Origin of the sequence: Streptomyces sp. NBC_00425 (genome assembly GCF_036030735.1) — a bacterium.
Lineage (GTDB): Bacteria > Actinomycetota > Actinomycetes > Streptomycetales > Streptomycetaceae > Streptomyces.
Window position 1 is genome coordinate 4617547 of sequence record NZ_CP107928.1, and the last position, 19412, is coordinate 4636958.

Annotated in this window: 19 protein-coding genes and 1 tRNA gene; 7 read left to right on the top strand and 13 right to left on the bottom strand. The window is 69.6% G+C overall.

Annotated elements, in window-relative coordinates; translation table 11 throughout:
• Positions 1-22: 22 nt before the first annotated feature.
• A complete protein-coding gene (locus tag OHS82_RS19740; protein ID WP_057577837.1) occupies positions 23-487 on the bottom strand; it encodes a RidA family protein in 465 nt (154 codons plus the stop codon).
• On the bottom strand, positions 484-642 hold the full coding sequence (locus OHS82_RS19745) for a DUF4177 domain-containing protein (protein WP_020129281.1): 159 nt from the start codon (positions 640-642) through the stop codon (positions 484-486). The genes OHS82_RS19740 and OHS82_RS19745 overlap by 4 nt, the downstream gene beginning before the upstream one ends.
• A gap of 120 nt (positions 643-762) precedes the next feature.
• On the opposite strand from OHS82_RS19745, the gene OHS82_RS19750 reads away from it, so the two are divergent.
• Together OHS82_RS19750 and OHS82_RS19755 are read left to right on the top strand one after the other, a co-directional pair.
• The gene (locus OHS82_RS19750) at positions 763-1740 is read left to right on the top strand and encodes an ArsA-related P-loop ATPase (RefSeq protein WP_057577838.1); all 978 of its coding nucleotides are present in this window, start codon (positions 763-765) and stop codon (positions 1738-1740) included.
• Positions 1737-3152 carry an ArsA family ATPase gene (locus OHS82_RS19755; protein ID WP_057577839.1) on the top strand — a complete coding sequence of 472 codons (1416 nt, stop codon included), beginning with the start codon at positions 1737-1739 and terminating at the stop codon, positions 3150-3152. Before OHS82_RS19750 ends, OHS82_RS19755 begins: the two co-directional genes overlap by 4 nt.
• A 14-nt stretch (positions 3153-3166) precedes the next feature.
• On the opposite strand, the gene OHS82_RS19760 is transcribed toward OHS82_RS19755, so the two are convergent.
• A complete protein-coding gene (locus OHS82_RS19760; protein WP_057577840.1) occupies positions 3167-3505 on the bottom strand; it encodes a WhiB family transcriptional regulator in 339 nt (112 codons plus the stop codon).
• A gap of 407 nt (positions 3506-3912) precedes the next feature.
• On the opposite strand from OHS82_RS19760, the gene OHS82_RS19765 reads away from it, so the two are divergent.
• The gene (locus OHS82_RS19765; RefSeq protein ID WP_057577841.1) at positions 3913-6207 is read left to right on the top strand and encodes a transglycosylase domain-containing protein; all 2295 of its coding nucleotides are present in this window, start codon (positions 3913-3915) and stop codon (positions 6205-6207) included.
• A gap of 211 nt (positions 6208-6418) precedes the next feature.
• Here the strand turns inward: OHS82_RS19765 and OHS82_RS19770 are convergent, their stop codons facing one another.
• The gene (locus tag OHS82_RS19770; RefSeq protein ID WP_057577842.1) at positions 6419-6883 is read right to left on the bottom strand and encodes a GatB/YqeY domain-containing protein; all 465 of its coding nucleotides are present in this window, start codon (positions 6881-6883) and stop codon (positions 6419-6421) included.
• A gap of 192 nt (positions 6884-7075) precedes the next feature.
• On the opposite strand from OHS82_RS19770, the gene OHS82_RS19775 reads away from it, so the two are divergent.
• The 4 genes from OHS82_RS19775 to OHS82_RS19790 all read left to right on the top strand — a co-directional run bounded on the left by OHS82_RS19775 (position 7076) and on the right by OHS82_RS19790 (position 9735).
• Entirely contained in the window at positions 7076-8002 is a 927-nt protein-coding gene (locus OHS82_RS19775) for a metallophosphoesterase (protein ID WP_057577843.1), read from the top strand.
• Between the two features lie 89 nt (positions 8003-8091).
• Positions 8092-8877, top strand: a complete 786-nt coding sequence (locus tag OHS82_RS19780; RefSeq protein ID WP_328434227.1) for a Pr6Pr family membrane protein — start codon at positions 8092-8094, stop codon at positions 8875-8877.
• Between the two features lie 42 nt (positions 8878-8919).
• Positions 8920-8993 (top strand) — tRNA-Pro (locus OHS82_RS19785).
• Between the two features lie 334 nt (positions 8994-9327).
• Positions 9328-9735, top strand: coding sequence for an NUDIX hydrolase (locus OHS82_RS19790; protein ID WP_057577859.1), 408 nt, complete (start codon positions 9328-9330; stop codon positions 9733-9735).
• Between the two features lie 67 nt (positions 9736-9802).
• Here OHS82_RS19790 and OHS82_RS19795 read toward each other — a convergent pair whose 3' ends face one another.
• From OHS82_RS19795 to OHS82_RS19835, 9 genes are all read right to left on the bottom strand, one after another.
• Positions 9803-10234 (bottom strand): hypothetical protein, encoded by a 432-nt coding sequence (locus OHS82_RS19795; protein WP_328434228.1) that lies wholly within the window; start codon positions 10232-10234, stop codon positions 9803-9805.
• Positions 10227-11213 carry a hypothetical protein gene (locus tag OHS82_RS19800; protein WP_328434229.1) on the bottom strand — a complete coding sequence of 329 codons (987 nt, stop codon included), beginning with the start codon at positions 11211-11213 and terminating at the stop codon, positions 10227-10229. Before OHS82_RS19800 ends, OHS82_RS19795 begins: the two co-directional genes overlap by 8 nt.
• A gap of 108 nt (positions 11214-11321) precedes the next feature.
• Positions 11322-11873 carry a Pycsar system effector family protein gene (locus OHS82_RS19805; RefSeq protein ID WP_057577862.1) on the bottom strand — a complete coding sequence of 184 codons (552 nt, stop codon included), beginning with the start codon at positions 11871-11873 and terminating at the stop codon, positions 11322-11324.
• 88 nt (positions 11874-11961) lie between these two features.
• Positions 11962-13437, bottom strand: a complete 1476-nt coding sequence (locus OHS82_RS19810; protein ID WP_057577863.1) for a DUF4407 domain-containing protein — start codon at positions 13435-13437, stop codon at positions 11962-11964.
• Positions 13430-14503, bottom strand: a complete 1074-nt coding sequence (locus OHS82_RS19815) for a hypothetical protein (protein ID WP_057577864.1) — start codon at positions 14501-14503, stop codon at positions 13430-13432. The genes OHS82_RS19810 and OHS82_RS19815 overlap by 8 nt, the downstream gene beginning before the upstream one ends.
• Complete coding sequence (locus tag OHS82_RS19820) at positions 14500-16749, bottom strand: hypothetical protein (RefSeq protein ID WP_328434230.1); 2250 nt, start codon at positions 16747-16749, stop codon at positions 14500-14502. Before OHS82_RS19820 ends, OHS82_RS19815 begins: the two co-directional genes overlap by 4 nt.
• The gene (locus OHS82_RS19825) at positions 16742-17560 is read right to left on the bottom strand and encodes a hypothetical protein (RefSeq protein WP_057577866.1); all 819 of its coding nucleotides are present in this window, start codon (positions 17558-17560) and stop codon (positions 16742-16744) included. Before OHS82_RS19825 ends, OHS82_RS19820 begins: the two co-directional genes overlap by 8 nt.
• Before the next feature lie 92 nt (positions 17561-17652).
• A complete protein-coding gene (locus tag OHS82_RS19830) occupies positions 17653-18459 on the bottom strand; it encodes a Crp/Fnr family transcriptional regulator (RefSeq protein WP_242433103.1) in 807 nt (268 codons plus the stop codon).
• Positions 18460-18593: 134 nt separating this feature from the next.
• Positions 18594-19373: a hypothetical protein gene (locus OHS82_RS19835; RefSeq protein ID WP_057577867.1), complete on the bottom strand. Its 780-nt coding sequence runs from the start codon at positions 19371-19373 to the stop codon at positions 18594-18596.
• Positions 19374-19412 lie beyond the last annotated feature (39 nt).

Below are 19412 nucleotides of genomic sequence, written 5' to 3' on the forward strand. Positions count from 1 at the left end.
CCCTGAGCCGGCAGCACAGGCCCTACGGAGCGAGCTCCACCTGGATCTCGACCTCGACCGGCGCGTCCAGCGGCAGCACCGCGACGCCCACCGCACTGCGCGCGTGCACGCCCTTGTCGCCGAAGACCTCGCCCAGCAGCTCGCTCGCGCCGTTGAGCACGGCGGGCTGGCCGGTGAAATCCGAGGCCGAGGCCACGAAGCCGACGACCTTCACCACGCGCGCGACGCGGTCCAGGTCGCCCGCGACGGACTTGACGGCGGCCAGGGCGTTCAGCGCGCAGGTGCGGGCCAGTGCCTTGGCCTCCTCGGGGGTGACCTCGGCGCCGACCTTGCCGGTGACGGGCAGCTTGCCGTCGACCATGGGCAGCTGGCCGGCGGTGTACACGTACGGGCCGGACTGCACCGCGGGCTGGTAGGCCGCGAGGGGCGGCACGACCGCCGGCAGGGTCAGGCCGAGCTCGGCGAGCCTCGCCTCGACCGCGCTCACGCCTTCGCCCGCTTCAGGTAGGCGACGAGCTGCTCCGGGTTGTTCGGCCCGGGGACGACCTGGACGAGTTCCCAGCCGTCCTCGCCCCAGGTGTCCAGAATCTGCTTCGTGGCGTGGACGAGCAGCGGCACAGTTGCGTATTCCCACTTGGTCATGGGGGCGACTGTATCCGCTGGCGCGCAGCGCCCTGTTTCACAGGCCATGTGGCCGATTGCCGACCCCGTTGTCCACAGCCTCCCGAGTGCCTCGGGCGCCGACTGGTTACGCTCGAAGGCGTGAGCAGGCTCCAGGTCGTCAGCGGCAAGGGCGGGACCGGCAAGACGACGGTCGCCGCGGCCCTCGCGCTGGCCCTCGCCACGGCAGGGAAGCGGACGCTTCTCGTCGAGGTGGAGGGCCGGCAGGGCATCGCACAGCTCTTCGAGACACAGGCGTTGCCCTACGAGGAACGCAAGATCGCGGTCGCTTCGGGGGGCGGTGAGGTCTACGCCCTCGCCATAGACCCCGAACTGGCCCTTCTGGACTATCTCCAGATGTTCTACAAACTGGGAGGCGCCGGGCGGGCCCTGAAGAAGCTGGGCGCGATCGACTTCGCCACCACCGTCGCACCCGGCCTGAGGGACGTGCTCCTCACCGGCAAGGCGTGCGAGGCGGTGCGGCGCAAGGACAAGAACGGGCGGTTCGTGTACGACCACGTCGTCATGGACGCACCGCCCACCGGCCGCGTGACCCGCTTCCTGAACGTCAACGACGAGGTCGCCGGGCTGGCCAGGATCGGCCCGATACACAATCAGGCGCAGGCCGTGATGAGGGTGCTGAAGTCGGAGCAGACCGCCGTGCACCTGGTCACGCTGCTGGAGGAGATGCCCGTCCAGGAGACCGCGGACGGCATCGCCGAGCTGCGGGCGGCGAAACTGCCGGTGGGGCGGGTCATCGTCAACATGGTGCGGCCGGAGATGCTGGACGAGGACGGTCTGGAACTCGCACGGACCGTGACGCGTTCTTCAGTCGCCCGGTCGTTGTCCGCCGCCGGGCTCGGCGGGGCGCGGCGCGGCGGGCACGCCGAGCGGCTGGTGGACCCGCTCCTGCGGCAGGCCGAGGAGTACGCCGAGCGGTACGCACTGGAGCGCGAGCAGCGCGCGGTCCTCGGCGAACTGGATCTGCCGCTGCACGAACTGCCCTTGCTCGCCGAGGGCATGGACCTCGCGGGCCTGTACCAGCTCGCCAACGAACTGCGGAAGCAGGGGATCGCATGAGCGCGGACCGCAGTCACGACCAGGGGGCCACCCGTCGCCGTCTCACCCCGGCGCCCGTGCTCGATCTCGATCCGCTGCTCGACGACCCGGCGACGCGCATCGTGGTCTGCTGCGGCTCGGGCGGCGTCGGCAAGACGACCACCGCGGCCGCCCTGGGACTCAGGGCGGCCGAGCGCGGCCGCAAGGTGGTCGTCCTCACCATCGACCCGGCACGCCGGCTCGCCCAGTCCATGGGCATCGACTCGCTCGACAACACCCCCCGCCGCGTCAAGGGCGTGGAGGGGGACGGCGAACTCCACGCGATGATGCTCGACATGAAGCGCACCTTCGACGAGATCGTCGAGGCGCACGCGGACGGCGACCGGGCAGCCGCGATCCTGGGCAACCCCTTCTACCAGTCGCTCTCCGCGGGCTTCGCGGGCACCCAGGAGTACATGGCGATGGAGAAGCTGGGCCAGCTGCGGGCCCGGGACGAGTGGGACCTGATCGTCGTCGACACCCCGCCGTCCCGCTCCGCGCTGGACTTTCTGGACGCGCCGAAGCGCCTCGGCTCGTTCCTGGACGGCAAGCTGATCCGCGTCCTGCTCGCACCGGCGAAGGTCGGCGGCCGGGCGGGGATGAAGTTCCTCAACGTCGGGATGTCGATGATGACCGGCGCGCTGGGCAAGCTGCTCGGCGGGCAACTGCTGAAGGACGTGCAGACGTTCGTCGCGGCGATGGACTCGATGTTCGGCGGCTTCCGTACGCGCGCGGACGCCACGTACAAGCTGCTCCAGGCGCCCGGCACGGCGTTCCTGGTGGTGGCGGCTCCCGAGCGGGACGCGCTGCGGGAGGCCGCGTACTTCGTGGAGCGGCTGGCCGCCGAGGACATGCCGCTGGCCGGTCTGGTCCTCAACCGGGTCCATGGCAGCGGTGCCGCCCAGCTGTCCGCCGAGCGGGCGCTCGCCGCTGCGGAAAATCTTGAAGAGCCCGGCATTGTGGATCAGGACGGCGGGAAAGCTGGAGTTCGTAACTCTCCCGACACCCAAGGCAGTTCAGCACCCCCCGCACCCGATCCGGAGCGCGACGCCCCCACCGAAGCGGCCCGGACCACGGACTCGGACGCACACACGGATCACTCCGGGTCCACCGAGACGGACCGGACGGCGACCTCGGACGCGCACGACGGCGCGGCCGCGGAGCGGACCGTGCACGACCTCACCGCAGGCCTGCTCAGACTGCATGCGGAACGCATGCACCTACTCTCCCGCGAGCAACGCACCCGGGATCGCTTCACCGCACTCCACCCCGAGGTGGCGGTGGCCGAAGTGGCCGCACTCCCCGGTGACGTGCACGACATCACGGGGCTGCGCGACATCGGACAGCGCCTCGCGGCCGACCGGCCGGAGCTGCCCGAGACCGCCGGATCCTGAGCCGAGGGTTCCCCTCAGCCCACCGCCGCGAAGGTCTCGTACATCTGGTCGTCGTCGAGCGGCAGGATGCCCGCCCCACGCTCGTACTCCGAGCGCGCCGTCTCCAGGAGCCGGCGCCAGGAGGTCACCGTCGGCCGCCTGCGCAGCAGTGCCCGGCGCTCGCGCTCCGTCATGCCTCCCCACACGCCGAACTCGACGCGGTTGTCGAGCGCGTCAGCCAGGCATTCGGTGCGTACCGGACATCCGGTGCACACCGCCTTGGCCCTGTTCTGCGCTGCTCCCTGAACGAACAGTTCATCCGGATCGGTAGTGCGGCAGGCGGCCTGCGCACTCCAGTCGGTTACCCAGCCCATACCGGCGCCGTCCTCTCCCGAATCGAGGCTCCCCCACGGCGGCAGCGGCATATTCACCGCCGCCAGTTGAGGACGTTACGGAAGGCGGGCACAGCGCAACACCCCCTTCGGGCCCAATCTTGAATGGCCCGAACGGACTATGCGTAAGCGGCAGATCACCCGGGGGAGTGAGCCTGCGACATGTGTGACCTTCCCGGCGAACGGGACAGTTCAGTTGAGTCACAACGGACGCCGGGTGACACACAAGGCGGATTCGGGCACACCCCCACCAAAAAAGTCGGGGAACCTCCGGAACGATTCGGGGTCGCCGGACGTATTGATACGTAGCCCTGCTGCTGTGACAGTTGCGAGCAGCTTAGGCCAAGGCATTGACGCGTGTCCGGCGAATGAGAACGTAGGCTGCCCTCATGCCAAAGAAGCGCTCGGGCGGTGGTCTGTCGCCAACGCAGCAGGCCGCCAAGTTCCTCGGTGTCAGTGTGCTCGCGGGAGCCGTGCTGGCAGGCATCGCCCTGCCCGCCTTCGGCGCGCTGGGCCTGGCGGCCAAGGGGTCGGTGGAGTCGTTCGACGAACTCCCGGTCAATCTCAAGACGCCGCCGCTGAGCCAGCGCACCACGATCCTCGACTCCGAGGGCGGCCAGATCGCCACCGTCTACTCACGTGACCGCACGGTGGTCGACCTGAAGAACGTCTCGCCCTACATGCAGAAGGCGATCGTCGCGATCGAGGACTCGCGCTTCTACGAGCACGGCGCGGTGGACCTCAAGGGCGTCCTGCGCGCGCTCAACAAGAACGTGCAGAACAGCGGGGTGTCCCAGGGCGCCTCCACGCTCACGCAGCAGCTCGTGAAGAACGTCGCCGTCGAGGAGGCGGGCGACGACCCGACGAAGGTCGCGCAGGCCACGCAGCAGACCATCGGGCGCAAGATCAAGGAGCTGAAGTACGCGATCCAGCTCGAGGAAGAGCTCAGCAAGAAGAAGATCCTCGAGAACTACCTGAACATCACGTTCTTCGGTGAGCAGGCCTACGGCGTGGAAGCCGCCTCCCAGCGCTACTTCTCCACGCACGCGAAGAGCCTCACGCTCCCCCAGGCCGCGCTGCTGGCCGGCATCGTCCAGTCTCCGAGCCGCTACGACCCCGTCAACGACGAGGCCGAGGCCACCAAGCGTCGCAACACCGTGCTGAAGCGCATGGCCGAGGTCGGCGACATCTCCGAGGCCGAGGCGGCCACCGCGCAGAAGGCACCGCTGGGCCTGAAGGTCAAGAAGCCGAAGAACGGCTGCATCACCGCCGTCCAGGGCGCCAGCTTCTTCTGCAAGTACGTGGAACGCGTCTTCCTCAGCGACCCGGTCTTCGGCAAGACCAAGGAGGAGCGGGCGAAGGTCTGGAACCAGGGCGGCCTGACGATCCGGACGACGCTGTCGCCGCAGGCCCAGAAGTCCGTCCAGAGCTCGCTCAAGGACCACGTCTACAAGTCGGACAAGGTCGCCGGGGCCGCGACCCTCGTCGAGCCCGGCACCGGCAAGATCCTCGGCATGGGCCAGTCGAAGCCGTACGGCTACGGCAAGAACGAGACCGAGTACAACTACTCGGTCAACGCCTCCATGGGGGGCTCGAACTTCGGCTTCCCGACGGGCTCGACCTTCAAGCCCTTCGTGGCCGCGGCCGCGCTGGAGGAGGGGCGCCCGGCGAACCAGTCGTACTCGGCGCCGTACCAGATGCCGTACCCGGACACGGTCCAGACGTGCAGCAGCAAGCCGTGGACGAACGACGGCAGGCCGAAGTACACCCTGGAGAACGAGAGCGCGTCCGAGAAGGGCCCGTACCAGCTGCAGAAGGCCATGGAACTGTCGGTCAACACCTACTTCGTGCAGATGCTCGCCGACATCGGCATGTGCCCGGTGGTGAAGATGACCGACAAGCTGGGCGTGGTCCAGGGCAACGGCACCAAGGTCCCCGAGGTGCCCTCCTCGATGACCCTCGGCTCCACCGGCCTCTCCCCCCTGACGATGGCGAGCGCCTACGCCGCCTTCGCCAGCCGCGGCATGTACTGCACCCCGGTCGCCATCGAGTCGATCACCCAGACCGTGGGCGGCACGAAGAAGTCGCTGGAGGTCCCGAAGTCGACCTGCTCGCGCGCGATGAGCGAGAAGACCGCGGACACCATCAACACCCTGCTCAGCGGCGTGGTCGACTCCGGCACGGGCAAGCAGGCCGGCCTGTCCGGTCGCGACAACGCCGGTAAGACGGGTACGACGGACTCCCGCAAGAACGCCTGGTTCGTCGGTTACACCCCGAACCTGTCGGGCGCCGTCTGGGTCGGCAGCGCCACCCAGAAGGTGGAGATGACCAACATCTGGATCGGCGGCCGCTACCACTCTGAGGTCTACGGCGGCGACACCCCCGGCCCCATCTGGCGCGACGCCATGACCGGGGCGCTCGAGGGCAAGGAACCCACGCCGTTCAACAAGGTCTTCATCCCGCAGCCCCCGAAGAAGGACCGCGGCGACAACAACGGCAACGGGAACGGGAACGGGAACGGCGACAACAACAACGGGGACGACAACGGGGACGACGGCGGTTTCCTCACCGGGCTGCTCACCAACGGTGGGAACACCAACGGCGGCAACGCGAACCGGGGAAACAACGGCGGCTTCTTCCAGGGCCAGAGCAACGGCAACGACAACAGCGGCGGCCGCGGCTGACACCGGCGGCCGGTCCACCGAGCCGGCTGGGACGAGCCGGTCCGGCTCGACAACCCGGCTCAGCCGGTCCGGCTGAGCAGACTCAGCCGCAGACGTGAGAACGGTCCCTGACTCCCGTGAGGAGAGTCAGGGACCGTTCTGTTCCAGCGCGCTGCAGGATCAGCCCGTCCGTCGGGTCAGCCCCCGTCCCCGGGTCAGCCCGTCCCTCGGGTCAGCCCGCGAGAAGCTTCTTGACGACGGCGGCGACGCGGCCGCCCTCCGCCAGACCGGCCACCTTCGGGTTCACGATCTTCATCACGGCGCCCATGGCCCGCGGCCCCTCGGCACCGGCCGCCTTCGCCTCCTCGACGGCCTGCCCGACGATGTCGTTCAGCTCGTCGTCGCTGAGCTGCTTGGGCAGGTAGCCGGCGAGCAGCTCTCCCTCCGCCGTCTCACGCTCGGCGCTCTCGGGACGACCGCCCTGCGCGAAGGCGTCGGCCGCCTCCCGGCGCTTCTTCGCCTCCTTGGCGATCACCTTGAGGATCTCGTCGTCGGAGAGCTCGCGCTTCTCCTTGCCGGCGACCTCCTCCTTGGTGATCGCGGTGAGCGTCAGCCGGAGCGTCGAGGAGCGGAGCTCGTCGCGCTCCTTGATTGCGGCGTTGAGGTCTTCCTGCAGCTTCGACTTGAGCGTGGTCATGGGTCTGATTGTCGCAGGTGTGGACGGCCCGACGCCCGGTCATTTACCGGTCGGTGCCGGAAGGGCGCCGGACAGAGCCACCCCGCAGCCCTCAAGGGCGAACGACCGCAAGGGCGAACGGACGGGCGAGCTGGCGAGCGAACGGACAGGCGGGCGGGCGGAAGCGTCGGCGCGGTCTGAGACGATGGACGTATGCGCGCGCGATACGGAGTACCTCTGTCCATTGCGGCGGTCGGCGCCGCCGGTCTGGTGTACGCGGCGGGTTTCGAGACCCGCTCCTTCCGCCTCCGACGAGTCACCGTCCCCGTCCTCCCCGCCGGAATGCGCCCCTTGCGCGTGTTGCAGGTCTCCGACATCCACATGGTCGGCGGCCAGCGCAAGAAGCAGCGCTGGCTGCGCTCGCTGGCCGGACTGCGCCCCGACTTCGTGATCAACACGGGCGACAACCTGTCCGACCCGGAAGGCGTCCCGGAGACGCTGGACGCGCTGGGGCCCCTGATGGAGTTCCCGGGGGCGTACGTCTTCGGCTCGAACGACTACTACGGCCCGAAGCTGCGCAACCCCGCCCGCTACCTGATGGAGAAGGCCCAGGGCCGACACGGCCTGAACGGCAACCCGCCCGCGGTGGACGTCGTCCACAACCCGTGGGAGGACCTGCGCGACGGCTTCGACGCCGCAGGCTGGCTCAACCTGACGAACACCCGGGGCGTGCTGAAGGTCGAGGGCGCGTCGATCGAGCTGACGGGACTGGACGACCCGCACATCAAGCGCGACCGGTACGCGCGGGTGGCCGGCGGTCCGTCGGAGTCGTCCGACTTCTCGATGGGCGTGGTGCACGCGCCGTACCTGCGGGTCCTGGACCCCTTCGCGGCGGACGGCTATCCCCTGATCCTGGCCGGCCACACCCACGGCGGTCAGATCTGCATCCCCTTCTACGGCGCCCTGGTCACCAACTGCGACCTGGACACGGACCGCGTGAAGGGTCTGTCGACGCACACGGCGGAGGGCCGTACCTCCTACCTGCACGTCTCGGCGGGCTGCGGCGCGAGCCGCTACACCCCCGTCCGCTTCGCCTGCCCGCCCGAGGTGACGCTGCTGACGTTGGTGGAGCGGGAGTAGCGCGTTCCTCCCTCCCGGAGAGGCCGAGGACGTCCCCCGAACGGCCCACCCGTATCGCCCCTTATGTCACCCCTGCCTAGCGTGAGGGCATGACCGCGCCGATACCCAGGGACCTCCCGGATCTGCCCGCGATTCCGCGGACCCACGCGCTCCTGCTCTCCTCCGTCCCAGCCTCGGCGGTGGTGACCCCCTTCCGCCGCCCGCTGGCCGCCGCGCTCCGCCTGCTCCTGGCCGGCACGGCGGCGGCGGGCGTGACCCTCGCGTTCCTGCTGAGCAGCCCGCTGCGGGTGCTCAGCCACTTCGCGATCCAGAGCAACATCCTGTTGGCCCTGGTCACGCTGCTGTCCGCCCGCCGGGCATGGACGGCCCGCCGCCCGCTCCCCGCCGCCCTGACAGGCGCGGCCCTCCTATACGTCATGATCACCGGCCTCGTCTACCACCTGCTCCTTGCAGACTCGGCCGCCCCCTTCCCGCTGACCGGCACAACGGCCGACCCCACGGGCTGGCACCTGGTCGCCGTCCACCTGCTGCACACCGTGACCCCGGTGGCCGCCGTCCTCGACTGGCTCCTGCTGACCGCCCCGGGCCGCATGCGCCTGCGCCGGGCCGCGACATGGATGCTGTACCCCACGCTCTACCTGGCCTTCTGCCTGGCCCGCGCCCAGCTGATCGCGCCCGGCACCCCGGGCCGCTACCTCTACCCCTTCCTCGACGCCGAGGCCCACGGCTACAAGCACGCCCTGGCCAACGCTCTGCTCCTCGGCCTCTCCTTCTACGCCCTCGCGGTCCTCCTCGTGGCCCTCGACCACGCCCGCCCGAACCCCATCAGCCACCGCGCCAAAACCGGATTTCGTCTCCGGCCACCGGTGGGCTAAAGTAAACGACGTCGCCGCGACAAGCAGGACAAGCAGCGACATCGGGGTGTAGCGCAGCTTGGCAGCGCGCTTCGTTCGGGACGAAGAGGTCGTGGGTTCAAATCCCGCCACCCCGACAGCTGAATCGCAGTTCAGAGGGCCCTTACCGGATCGGTAAGGGCCCTCTGGCGTGCCGTGTGGCCAACTGTGTGACCATCGGTTCCTGAGTGCTCGGCGGTGTGACCACGGCAGCTACGGCCGCGCGGATCGGTGCGGAAGATGCCGTCCATGGCGACTGCCCCGGTCTGGGTGACGGCCGGATCGCGCTGCCGGTCTCCGGTCATGCGGAGCGGCCGGCCGGACGGCCGTGGGGGCTTGGCGTGGGGAAGGTGTCTTCTCCCGGGTTGTGGTCATACGGCCAGGGACCGTGCTGACGCGGACGGCGGCTTGCTTGCACTACGGTCCCGGGCCATGGCGAATGGCGACGGCGTGCCGGAGAAGGTGGCGTGGGTTCTGGTTCGAGGCGGCCGTGTGTTGGTGACGCGTAGTCACGGCAGAGATCGCTTCTACTTCCCCGGCGGTCACCGTGAGACCGGCGAATCCGACAGCGAGACCCTGGTGCGCGAGATCGACGAAGAACTACGGGCGGTGATCGACCCCGGCTCCATGGTGCACTTCGGCACTTTCGAGATCGGCGAAGGTCATCCGGAGCACGGACCCTTTCGGATGATCTGTTACAGCGCCGATCACCGCGGTCGGCTGACCCCGGCGAGGGAGATCGCCGAGATGGCGTGGTTCCGTCACGCCGATCGGGACCGGGTCTCGGCCGTCGACGCGATGGTCCTCGACGCACTGCACGTGGGCGGGCAGCTTTCCTGATCCGTTGATCTGGTGACTTCAGTACAGCAGCACAGCAGCCCCGATCCGGATGCGGCGATGCCGTCGGTCACAGGTCCCAGACCTGGTCAGGGTCGTCCAGCGCCGCGCGGACCTGGGAGAGATCTCCGATGTCCGCGAGTGGGGAGCTCTTGGCGATCTCGACGATTCCACGCACGACGGTGTGGAGCACTTCGCCGTTGCCGTCCTCGAGCGCCGTGTCCAGGCGGGCGAACATCTCGTCGTAGAGGTGGCGTCGTTCCGCGAACGCCTGCGCGAAGTAGTCCTTGAGGACGGCTTCGGCGGCCCGGATCCGAGCGACCTCCGTGGCCTCGTAGGCCTCGATCCGGGCCCTCTTGGTGCTCTCGACCTCATGGACGTGGATGCACTCACGGGCGGCCTCGACGATCTGGTTCAGCGCGGCGAATCCGTCCATCGCGCGTAGGGGGCCCCTGGCCGCCCCGAAGACCTTGCCGACATGCACCTTGGGCTGGTCAGGCATCGTGAGTCTCCTCGATCAAGGGTCGGTACCTGATGGTGAGGTTCGCGCTGCGCTCGTCCAGCTCGCCTTCGGCGTCGACGATCGGAGTCGCCGCGACGTCGCGGACCCCCATGACCAGCGTCATGGCCCGCTGGAAGCGTGTGGCGTGCTTCGGCGGATCGAACGGCTCGGACTCGAGGAGGTCCAGCGCCTCGAGCGCCCTGCAGGTGAGGTCCGTGAGAAGCTCGCGCAGTTCCGCAGCGCGGGCGTCGACGCCCTTCAGGCGGGCGCCGGTCTCGTCGAGTTCAGCGATCGCGACGGCGATCTTCGCCTCGAACTCCCCGGCCCGGGTGAGCGCCTTGGTCCCTTGGCCCTTGACGAGCAGTCCACCGACGAGCAGCGCGGGTCCGATGGTGACGAAGTTGAGCACCGTGGCTCCCAGAGCCATCCCGCCGCCGCCCGATGCGAGCGAACCACCGCCCAGGAAGGCGAGGGTCGCACTCTCGGCCGCGGCGCCCGCCAAACCCGAGATCGCCGCGCCGGTGCTCGCGACTCCGAAGCTGCTCGCTGCCGCCGTGATCCCTACGCCCGCTCCCGCGCCCGCCGCCGCAGAGCCGAGAGCCCCGCCGATCCACGCCATCGCGTCGACATCGAGACCATGAAGCCCGGGGACCTTGGTCATGGTGGCGTCGATGCCCTCGACCAGCAACCGCTCGCTCTCGCGCACCTGCCGCTCATGGCGACGCAAGAAGTCGCCCATGCGCAGGACGACATCGACCCGTGCCCGCCTCTGCTGCTCGCCCAGCGTCCCGAGGACGGTGTTCGTCGCTGCCAGTGCGTCCTCTGCCTCGGCCAGGCGTCGCTCGTAGACCTGGCCCGCCTCCTTGAGCCGGGCCTTCGAACGCTTGAGGTCGTAGGCGCCCTTGCCGCCGACAGTGACCCCGCTGCCGCCGGTCGCCACACCGACGCCGATGAGCACGATCGGTATGAAGAACGGCACGAACTCCCCCTCGGTGCACCAGGATCCCGCGTCGACCAGCGGGTCCGACCGTTCACATTGTGCCCGTGGGCAACAGTCAGAAGGGAGAAACCGGGAAACACCGGAAAACTAGAGCGACACTCCCGTCACGATGCCCACCAGCGTGAGCGTGAAGAACGCGGTGCCCCAGGCCAGTGCGTGGCGTACGCAGCGGTATTTGGTCCAGACGATCTGGGACAGGATCGCGAGCTGGCTCAGGTCACGGGACATGGGGTCGGTCCGGCGCACCGTGCGCTCCAGGTGGGCGAGCGACACGGTCAGCCGCGCGTCGCCGAAGTAGTGGCCTCGGGAGTGGTGGGGGCTTCCGAGCCGTGGTGTCACGGCCAGGCCCAGCAGGACTAGGGCCGGCGCGCAGGCGGCGCAGCCCACCCAGAGGAGGAGTTGCGGGACGACCGGGTAGTGCCGTGGGGCGATGAGGCCGCTGCCGATCGCACCGAACAGGGCGGTCAGCGTCGCGCCCAGAACCGCCAGTATGAGGCCGGCCTTGTTGTCGGCCCTCGCGAGCTCCTCACGGGCCTCGGACAGCAGAACCCTGGCGAGTTCCGCGCCCCGGTCGGGCGCCGCGCCGGTGTCGTCGTGGTTGTCGGGCTCTGTGTCGGCGCCGCCTCCGGGTGTGGTCATGCCTCCCCCTCCTTTCCGTCGGTGTCAGGCGGCCGCCCCGAGGGTGCGGGGCGGCCGTGGTGCTGTGTTCCTGGTGGGGCCGGGTACGTCAGACCGTCGAGGAGCGGCGGATCTCGTCCTGCAATGCGTTCACCGCCTGTCGGACCCGGATGTTCATCGTTGCCGTGTGTTCCCGCAACGCCGCCTCCGACTCGACACGATGGCGTCGTACCTCCTGTTCGATGGCGTCCTGCCCTATCTCGAGGTTCGCCATGGCCCGGCGCTCGGCCAGCCGGACCTCCTCGCTGTGGATCTTCACCGCGCTGTTGCTCTCGCCCGTGAGCATCCGGTCGTACGCGGTCTCACCGCTCAGGTACTTCACCAGCACGGGGAGCACGTCGAGCAGGACGAACAGCAGCCGGACGAGCCAGATACCGACGAACAGCACCGCGTTCCCGCTCGCGAGTTCGTCGAGGGCCCGGATCCGTTCCAGGGCGCCGATCTCCTTCTGCTTGGCGCGTTCAGCGTCCAGTCGCCGTTCGATGCCGTCGGCCCGGGTCTTGAGGAACGCGGTGCGTGACGAGGTCAGTCCGGCCTCGATCCCCGAGATGCGGCTGTGCATGCCGGCGAGTCGCTTCTCGTTCTCACCGGTGTGATGGGTGGTCCGGTAGTCGCGCGCCTTGTCCCGCAGGCGCCGGCACTCGGACGTCCGCTGGTACAGGCCGGTGGAGGCCATGCGGATCAGTACGCGGCACTCGTCGCGCACCTCGGAGTCGATGGCCTCCAGTCGGGTGGTGTCCACGTCCACGCGCTTCTGCAGCGTGGTGGCGTCCGAGCGCAGGGCGGCCAGTTCCTCGGCCTGCTCGCCGGGCGTCGCGCCGAAGGAGAGGATGTACGTCGTGCCGCAGCCCTTCGGAACGGCGGTCCGCGTCGTGGACGGTACGGGGTTGCAGCGGACCAGGTTCGTGCGCAGCTCGTCGACGACACGCGTGCGTTCGTCCGCGACATGCTGCTCGACGGCCGTCTGGAAGATGCGCAGCACCAAAGGTTCCGCGATCACCGCGCCGAGCAGCAGGGCGATCAGCAGCCGCGTGAGGAGGGGCCCGACCCGTCGACGCGCGTTCGGCTGGGGAGTGACCAGCCAGCGGTCGAGGTTGAGCACGAACAGCATCCAGATGACGGTGGGGACCAGGGCCGCGACGGAGACCCTGCCGAGCGCCTCCGTCGCGAAGTTCCACATGGAGAACCCCGCGATGACAGAGGTTCCGAGGACGACCCCGCCGAGGGCCGTGTACTTGCTGCGCTCGTACCTGACCCTGGCCAGCAGCTCCTCGTCGACGCCGGTCAGGGTGCGCAGACGTCGTGCGGCGTCGAGGCGGCGGCGGCCGGTGGCGCGGTCACGGCCCTCTTCACCAGTGGTCCGGGCCGAGGTTGCCCGGCCGGCCCCGGCCGAGGTTGCCCGGCCCCCGGTGCGGGCGGTGGCCCGGCCGTTCGCGGTGGGGAAGGCAGCCGCGTCGCCGGTGCCCGGACCATCCGCCGGGCCGGAGGCCGAGGCCGTCGTACGGTCCGTCAGGATGTCAGTCAACGAGATCGTCCTCGTCCTTGACGAAACCGCCCTCCGGAGCGCGCGAACCGTCCCGGGCCGCTGCCGCGCGGCCGGGGCGTGACTGTCCCGACTCGACCATGCGGGCAGGGTCCGCGGCGGCTCCGATGCCGGGCACCGACTGACCGCCCGTCTCCCGCAGGACCTGGTCCAGCATCTGGTGGTAGTCGACGTAGTCGCTGCCGGCGGCCTGCCGCAGCAGCGTCAACAGCATCTCGCGGCGCATCTGCGCCTCCGCGGTCTCCAGTGACTGCGTGTGCGCCCGTTCCCCCGTCTCGGCCTTGTGCCGACGGGACGACTCCTCCTCGGTGATCCGGTGGATGCGGGACGCCACCTCGGTGACGTCGATCTCCTTGCGGGCGATGCCGAAGGCGTCCACGTGGTCGGAACCGTGGGAGAGCAGTTCCGCGATCCGGAGGGCGTCCTGGGTCTCGAAGTCGCGCTGTCCACGCTGGAGTTCCCAGGAACGACGCTCGTCGCGCAGTTTCTGCTCCCAGTCCCGCAGCTCCTGCGAGGCGTGCACCTCGGCGCTGACGAACTCGACGCTCATACCGGCGACACGCGGCGGCACGATCGCGCTGTAGGCGGTCATGCGGTGGCCGGCCTCGGTGCGCACCGCGTTGATCTCCTCCACGCGGTGTCCGGCGCTCACCCTCGGCAGGTCGCAGTCGCCCATCAGGTAGGCACGCAGGGGAACGGTGACGTCGATGATCCCCTGCCGGGCGACGACGGTCGGGTCGGTCACCTGGCAGGTGAAGGACGCCCGCAGGGTGAAGTTGTCCGCCTCGCTCACCGACGGCAGTGTGCGCTCCACATCGACCAGGCGCGCCCGGGTGTCGATCAGGCTCACCGAGGTGGCGTCGAGCACGTCGGGGTGGGACGGGTCGAACACCATGCCGTCGGAGAAGGTGCGGTAGTTCCCGCCGACCCGGAAGACATGGACCGCGCCGGGCGGTAGCGGAGGCACGCCGTCGCGACGGCGACGCCGAGACCACCAGGTGCCCTGGACCGTGGCCAGGATGTGCTCGGCTATGACCGGGTAGTTCACTTGCTTCGGCCTCCTTGAGCGGAAGGGAAGGGGACGATGGGAGGAAGAGACACGGTGGAGCGCCGGGAGTCCGCCGACGCCTGTCCGCGCAGTGATCCGAGGAGCACCTGGACCAGACGGCCGGCATCGGGCATCGCGTAGTCGGGGTGCCGGAGGGCGAGGGACAGGTGATGGCGCAGCGCGGTCCACTGCCTCGGGGTCATGGCATTCCGCATGGCTTCGCCGAGTTCGCGGACGGTGCCGGTGACGGACGGGTCGTCGCGCAACTGCACCAGCGTCCGGCACAGCGCGCTCACCGCCCGGCTGCGGTTGCTGCTGTGCAGGACGTCCGCCCACAGCGACGCGAGATGGCGGGCGCTGTCGGGAACTCTGCGCAGGAGTGCCGCGGTCGCCGGCTCGGCGCTTTCCAGCCGGGTGGTCTCCAGGAGTTGGACGGCGATCCTCAGCGCGATCGTCCGCTCCCGGGAACCCGGCGGCGCCTTCACGATCACGGTCCGTACGAACCGGAGGATCAGCAGGGCGCGTTCGGGCTCCCGTTCCGCGGTCTGCAGCAGCAGCACCAGGGAGTGGCGGGCCGAGAACGCGACCCGCTCGCCCCGGCAGGCCAGGAACCACAGCCACTTGAGCGCTTCCAGGCGGTAGAGCGAGCCCAGGCGACCCGTCAGCGCCATGGCCGCCGTCACCGCACGCCCCGCGCCTCGGTTGTCCACCCAGCTCACGACCGTGCTCAGGGCCTGTGGGGCGAGGTGTTCGACGTCGCACATGAACTGGAGCGTCAGCGCGGCCGTCACCCGCTGGTTGGTGAAACCCTCGGACCACACCGTCAGCAGGCTCTCGTCGACCTCGACGAGCGCGTAGCGGGCCAGCAGCGCGACGCCCCGGGCCACCTCCGTCCGGGTGTCCAGGTCGCCCAGCAGGGCCAGTTCGCCGAGCCACTGGCGCAGCGGATACCAGAGCTCGTAGCCGTACAGGTCGTGCAGCTCCGCGATGACGAGTTCGCGGATGCGGGGTGAGGTGAAGACCAGACACCGTTCACTGCGCCCGTCGCCGGGGCTCGGACCGAGCCTGTGCTCGGTCGCCACCAGCCCCGCCGCCCGTTCTCGCCATCGGGCGCGGGACTGGCCGGCCACCGCACCGGCCGACGGCGCCGCGGTCGATCCGTCCGGCTCCGCGATCGGCGTCTCGCCGCTCTGCTCCCAGTTGCGCACATGCGTGGCGAGGGCGGCGCACTCCTTCTCGAACGTCCGCTCCGGGATGCCCTCCAGGAAGGCCAGGGCAGCGAGCGGGAGCAGGTCCTCAGCGCTCGGCCGCTCCCGGAACCACTCCTGGACCCGCTCCCGGTAGCGGTCCCGCAGGGTGTCCAGCGCCTTCTCCGCGCCGTCCCGGGACAGGGCCACAGCCGCTGCGACGACGTCCGCCGGCCGCCGCTGTTCGCTGACCCGCTCCCGCAGCTCCTTCTCGGTTTCCGGCTCGAGGACGGCGTCCGGCAGCTGCTCCACGCAGTGCTCGAACAGTTCCCCGGGGTCAGGAGCCTGCCAGGACACGCAGTGGTCCCGCAGCGCCAGCCGACGGCGGGCCGTGTCACCCGCCGTGATCACCAGGAAGGACCCCTTGCGGCTGAGCTCCTCGCTCAACCGCCCGATGTCGTAGGCCTGTACGGCCTCGGGACGCCGCTCGCCGACGTAGTCGAGGATGACGTACCCCTGCCCCGGCTTGAGATCCTTGGAAGCGGCCAGGTCGGCGAGGGCGTTGGCGGGCGAGAGGCTGCGCGGCCCGACGTCCTCGCCCAGGATCCTTCTGAGCAGGGCGAGGGACCCGGTGCCCCGACCGCTGTTGTCCTGGCCTGTCAGTACGACGAGGGCGTCCTCGCGCAGCTTGCCGAGGGCCTCGTCGAAGCAGGGTTGCGGCGCGACGTAGAACCGCAGGGCCCGGTCCACCTCCTCCCGCTCGATGGTGCCGGGGGCGAGTCCGGGGGACGACGCCGCGCCGAAGCCGAATGCCGCTCCGCAGGCGTCGACGACGCCGTAGAAGTTGTTGTTGACGAGCTGGTGGACGCGGCGCAGTTCGTCGAAGCCCCGGTCGTCGTCCTCCCGCTCGTCCGGCTCCTTGCGCCGCCCGGCGGCCATGTCCTTGCCGGTATCGGGGCCGGGATCCTCCTCTGCGGCCTCGGGCGGGCCGTCACCTGCGCCGTCCTCCTGGACGGGCGGTACGGCCGGCCCTTCGTCCGGGTCCGAAGCGTCAGCCACCGGCGCTCCCGAAGCCGAAGACGGCGCCCCGGGCGTCCACGGAGCCTGCCACGTTGGTGACGTTGATGCTCTCGGCCCGGTACTCGTTGCTGATCCCCGTTCCACCGGCGACCGGGTCCACGGCGACCGGCTCGTGCCGGTGCCCTGCGGGCGGCCGCGACGCCGGAGCGGCGGAGGCGGGCCGCCCCTCCTCCGCCGCTCCGGGCGTACGCGGGGCGGCGGTCGGCATGCCGAGTGCGGGCACGCTCAGCCAGGCGGATGCCTCGTACTCCTTCACTCGGACGGTGACGTGGGTGAAGTCTTCGGTGGACAGGGTGGTGTGACCGCCCGCCACCGTGGACCGGAAGACGTCGTCGGACAGCAACAGCACGAGGTCGGCGTCGGGGTGCGCGGCCAGGGCGTCGTAGAGCTGGTCCGCGCCCAGCAGTCGTGCCGTGGCCACCACGGCCGAACCGGCGAAGCCGTTTTCGGCCGTCTCCACCAGCCCCTGGTGGACCACCGCCCGCAGACGCATCCGGGCCTCGGGCACGCGCTGGGCGTTGTACCGGCGCAGCTCGGCGACGAGATGACGGACGTAGTCGTCGACCAGCCGCGGCTCGGTGCCGTCCAGAGGACGCACCGCGAGCTGTTCGTCGCCTTTGCGCTGGATCTGCCACTGCGCACGGTCCAGGCCGGCGCCCCTGGCCGCTCGGTCGAGCAATCGCGGCAGGTCATGCTGGATTTCGGACTGACTTCGGTCGTTCTTGCTGCCGTAGGCCTGCGCGTCCACGGCTATACAGGCGCAGTGACAGAACCCGGACCACTCAAGCACCGGATCATTCCTCTCTGAGCTGGGCGTGGGCGGACAGGGCCCACGAAGTGCTGCCCGAGAGGCTAGGAGCGTTCGCGTGGAGTGATCCCGTATCAATACGGGTTGTCGGCCACGACTTTGGCGAATTCAAGCAGTTTCGGAACGTCACAGATGGTTATGTTTCGGTAACTGCGCTCCACCAGGCCTTTGGCGGCCAGGGCGGCCAGACTCTTTTCGGCCGTGTTGAGAGCGAGACCGGCCAGCGACGCGAGCTCTTTCTGCGTGAGCGTCACCCCGAGGTCACACCGCTTGCCGTCACCGTCCGGCACTGGCTGGGCATAGGCCTGACTCAACTCGGCCAGGACCCGGGCCAGTCGGGTCAGCGAGTCGTAGGCCTGATAGTCGATCCGGCGCCGGTTGGCCCAGCGCAGCCGGGCGCTCAGCATGTGGAGGATGGCCCGAACGGCGTCCGGGTGGTGGGTGAGGAAGGTCTCCAACGCCCGCACCTGGATGATGCGGGCGGTCACGTCGCTGCACGCCACGACCGTGCCGGATCTGGGGCGCTCCTCGAAGGCCGCCATTTCGCCGACCAGGTCACCCGCTATACGGACGGCGAGCAGCATGTCGTAGCCGCTCTCCGCGCTGGCGACCACCTTCACTACACCGCTCGTGACCAGTAGGACGTGCCGGCTGTCGTCACCCTGCTGCAGCAGCGCCCGATGCGGCGGATAGGTGATCGGCGTGCCCTGCCTCAGAAGTTCGTCCCGTGTGGCATTCCGCAACCGGCCGAGAAAGGTGGACGGCGGCCACGCATGATTCACCAGCACCCCCGACGATCTCACTTGGCAGCACAGTGGGCCGTTCAAATGCCTGACCATGTTGCCGTCGAATCGCGTCCCGGAAAACAGCCGGGGTGGCATGTGGCCTATTTCCTCGCTTCGCAGCCGGAATTGACCGAATGAACGCCGAACCGCCGAACCGTCAGCAGCGCGCACAGGGCAGGCCCCCTGCGGGTGGGCGCGGGGGGCCTGTGTGCGGGCTGGATCGGGGGCGGTTATCGGACGTCGACGTAGTCGCCGGCGGCGGCGACGGCCGGGGCGGTCGACGTGCCGGCGAACCGGTAGCGGAAGTAGCCGTCCTGGGTCGCCTTGACCGTCGTCTTCAGGGAGCCCGTCGCGGACGACGTCACCGTCTTGACGTTGGTGTACGTGCTGGAGTTCTTCTTGCGGAACTGCAGGATCACCTTCTGCTTGGCGTAGCCCGCGTACTTGTTGGTGTCCCAGTCGGCCCGGGACAGCACGCCGGTGACCGTGATGGTCCTGCCCTTCTTGACGGGCTCGGGCGTGGCGTTCGTGGTGAGCCGCGCGTCGCGCTGCACCCGGAAGGTGGTGGCCGCGTCCCGGTGGATGTAGTCGTAGTCGTTCGCGGAGACCAGGGTGCCGAGCTTCCAGGTGCCCGCCGCGCTGTTGCCGACGAAGCCGGTGGCCGCCGTCGGATCGAACGTCAGCGTGCCCGTGCACGTCGACGTGGTGGCGCTCTTCTTGACGCACGTGATGTCGTCGTCCCAGACCTGCGCGAAGTTCGGCGTCGGGCCGAAGGCGCTGATGTACGTGGTCTTGGCGATGCCGGAGTCGTCCGTCGCGGTCACGGAGACCTTGGCGGACACCACTCTGGTGGTGCCGACCACGACCGGCTTGCCGCCGTTGACGACGACCTTGTCGATCCGGATGTCGCCCGCGCCGCCGTCGGTCGCCTGGGCGGCGGTGGCACCGGTCGCGGTGGCGACCAGCGCGATGCCGGTGCCGAGCAGAGCGAGGCGCATGGTTGCGCGCATGAGTGTTCCCCCTGAGTCGGTGAATCAGGGGGATCGTAA

Excerpts from the sequence above, each read along its gene's own strand:
- OHS82_RS19745 (WP_020129281.1), bottom strand. The coding sequence starts at position 642 with ATGACCAAGTGGGAATACGCAACTGTGCCGCTGCTCGTCCACGCCACG.
- OHS82_RS19755 (WP_057577839.1), top strand. The coding sequence starts at position 1,737 with ATGAGCGCGGACCGCAGTCACGACCAGGGGGCCACCCGTCGCCGTCTC.
- OHS82_RS19760 (WP_057577840.1), bottom strand. The coding sequence starts at position 3,505 with ATGGGCTGGGTAACCGACTGGAGTGCGCAGGCCGCCTGCCGCACTACC.
- OHS82_RS19765 (WP_057577841.1), top strand. The coding sequence starts at position 3,913 with ATGCCAAAGAAGCGCTCGGGCGGTGGTCTGTCGCCAACGCAGCAGGCC.
- OHS82_RS19770 (WP_057577842.1), bottom strand. The coding sequence starts at position 6,883 with ATGACCACGCTCAAGTCGAAGCTGCAGGAAGACCTCAACGCCGCAATC.
- OHS82_RS19775 (WP_057577843.1), top strand. The coding sequence starts at position 7,076 with ATGCGCGCGCGATACGGAGTACCTCTGTCCATTGCGGCGGTCGGCGCC.
- OHS82_RS19780 (WP_328434227.1), top strand. The coding sequence starts at position 8,092 with ATGACCGCGCCGATACCCAGGGACCTCCCGGATCTGCCCGCGATTCCG.
- OHS82_RS19790 (WP_057577859.1), top strand. The coding sequence starts at position 9,328 with ATGGCGAATGGCGACGGCGTGCCGGAGAAGGTGGCGTGGGTTCTGGTT.
- OHS82_RS19795 (WP_328434228.1), bottom strand. The coding sequence starts at position 10,234 with ATGCCTGACCAGCCCAAGGTGCATGTCGGCAAGGTCTTCGGGGCGGCC.
- OHS82_RS19805 (WP_057577862.1), bottom strand. The coding sequence starts at position 11,873 with ATGACCACACCCGGAGGCGGCGCCGACACAGAGCCCGACAACCACGAC.
- OHS82_RS19830 (WP_242433103.1), bottom strand. The coding sequence starts at position 18,459 with ATGCCACCCCGGCTGTTTTCCGGGACGCGATTCGACGGCAACATGGTC.
- OHS82_RS19835 (WP_057577867.1), bottom strand. The coding sequence starts at position 19,373 with ATGCGCGCAACCATGCGCCTCGCTCTGCTCGGCACCGGCATCGCGCTG.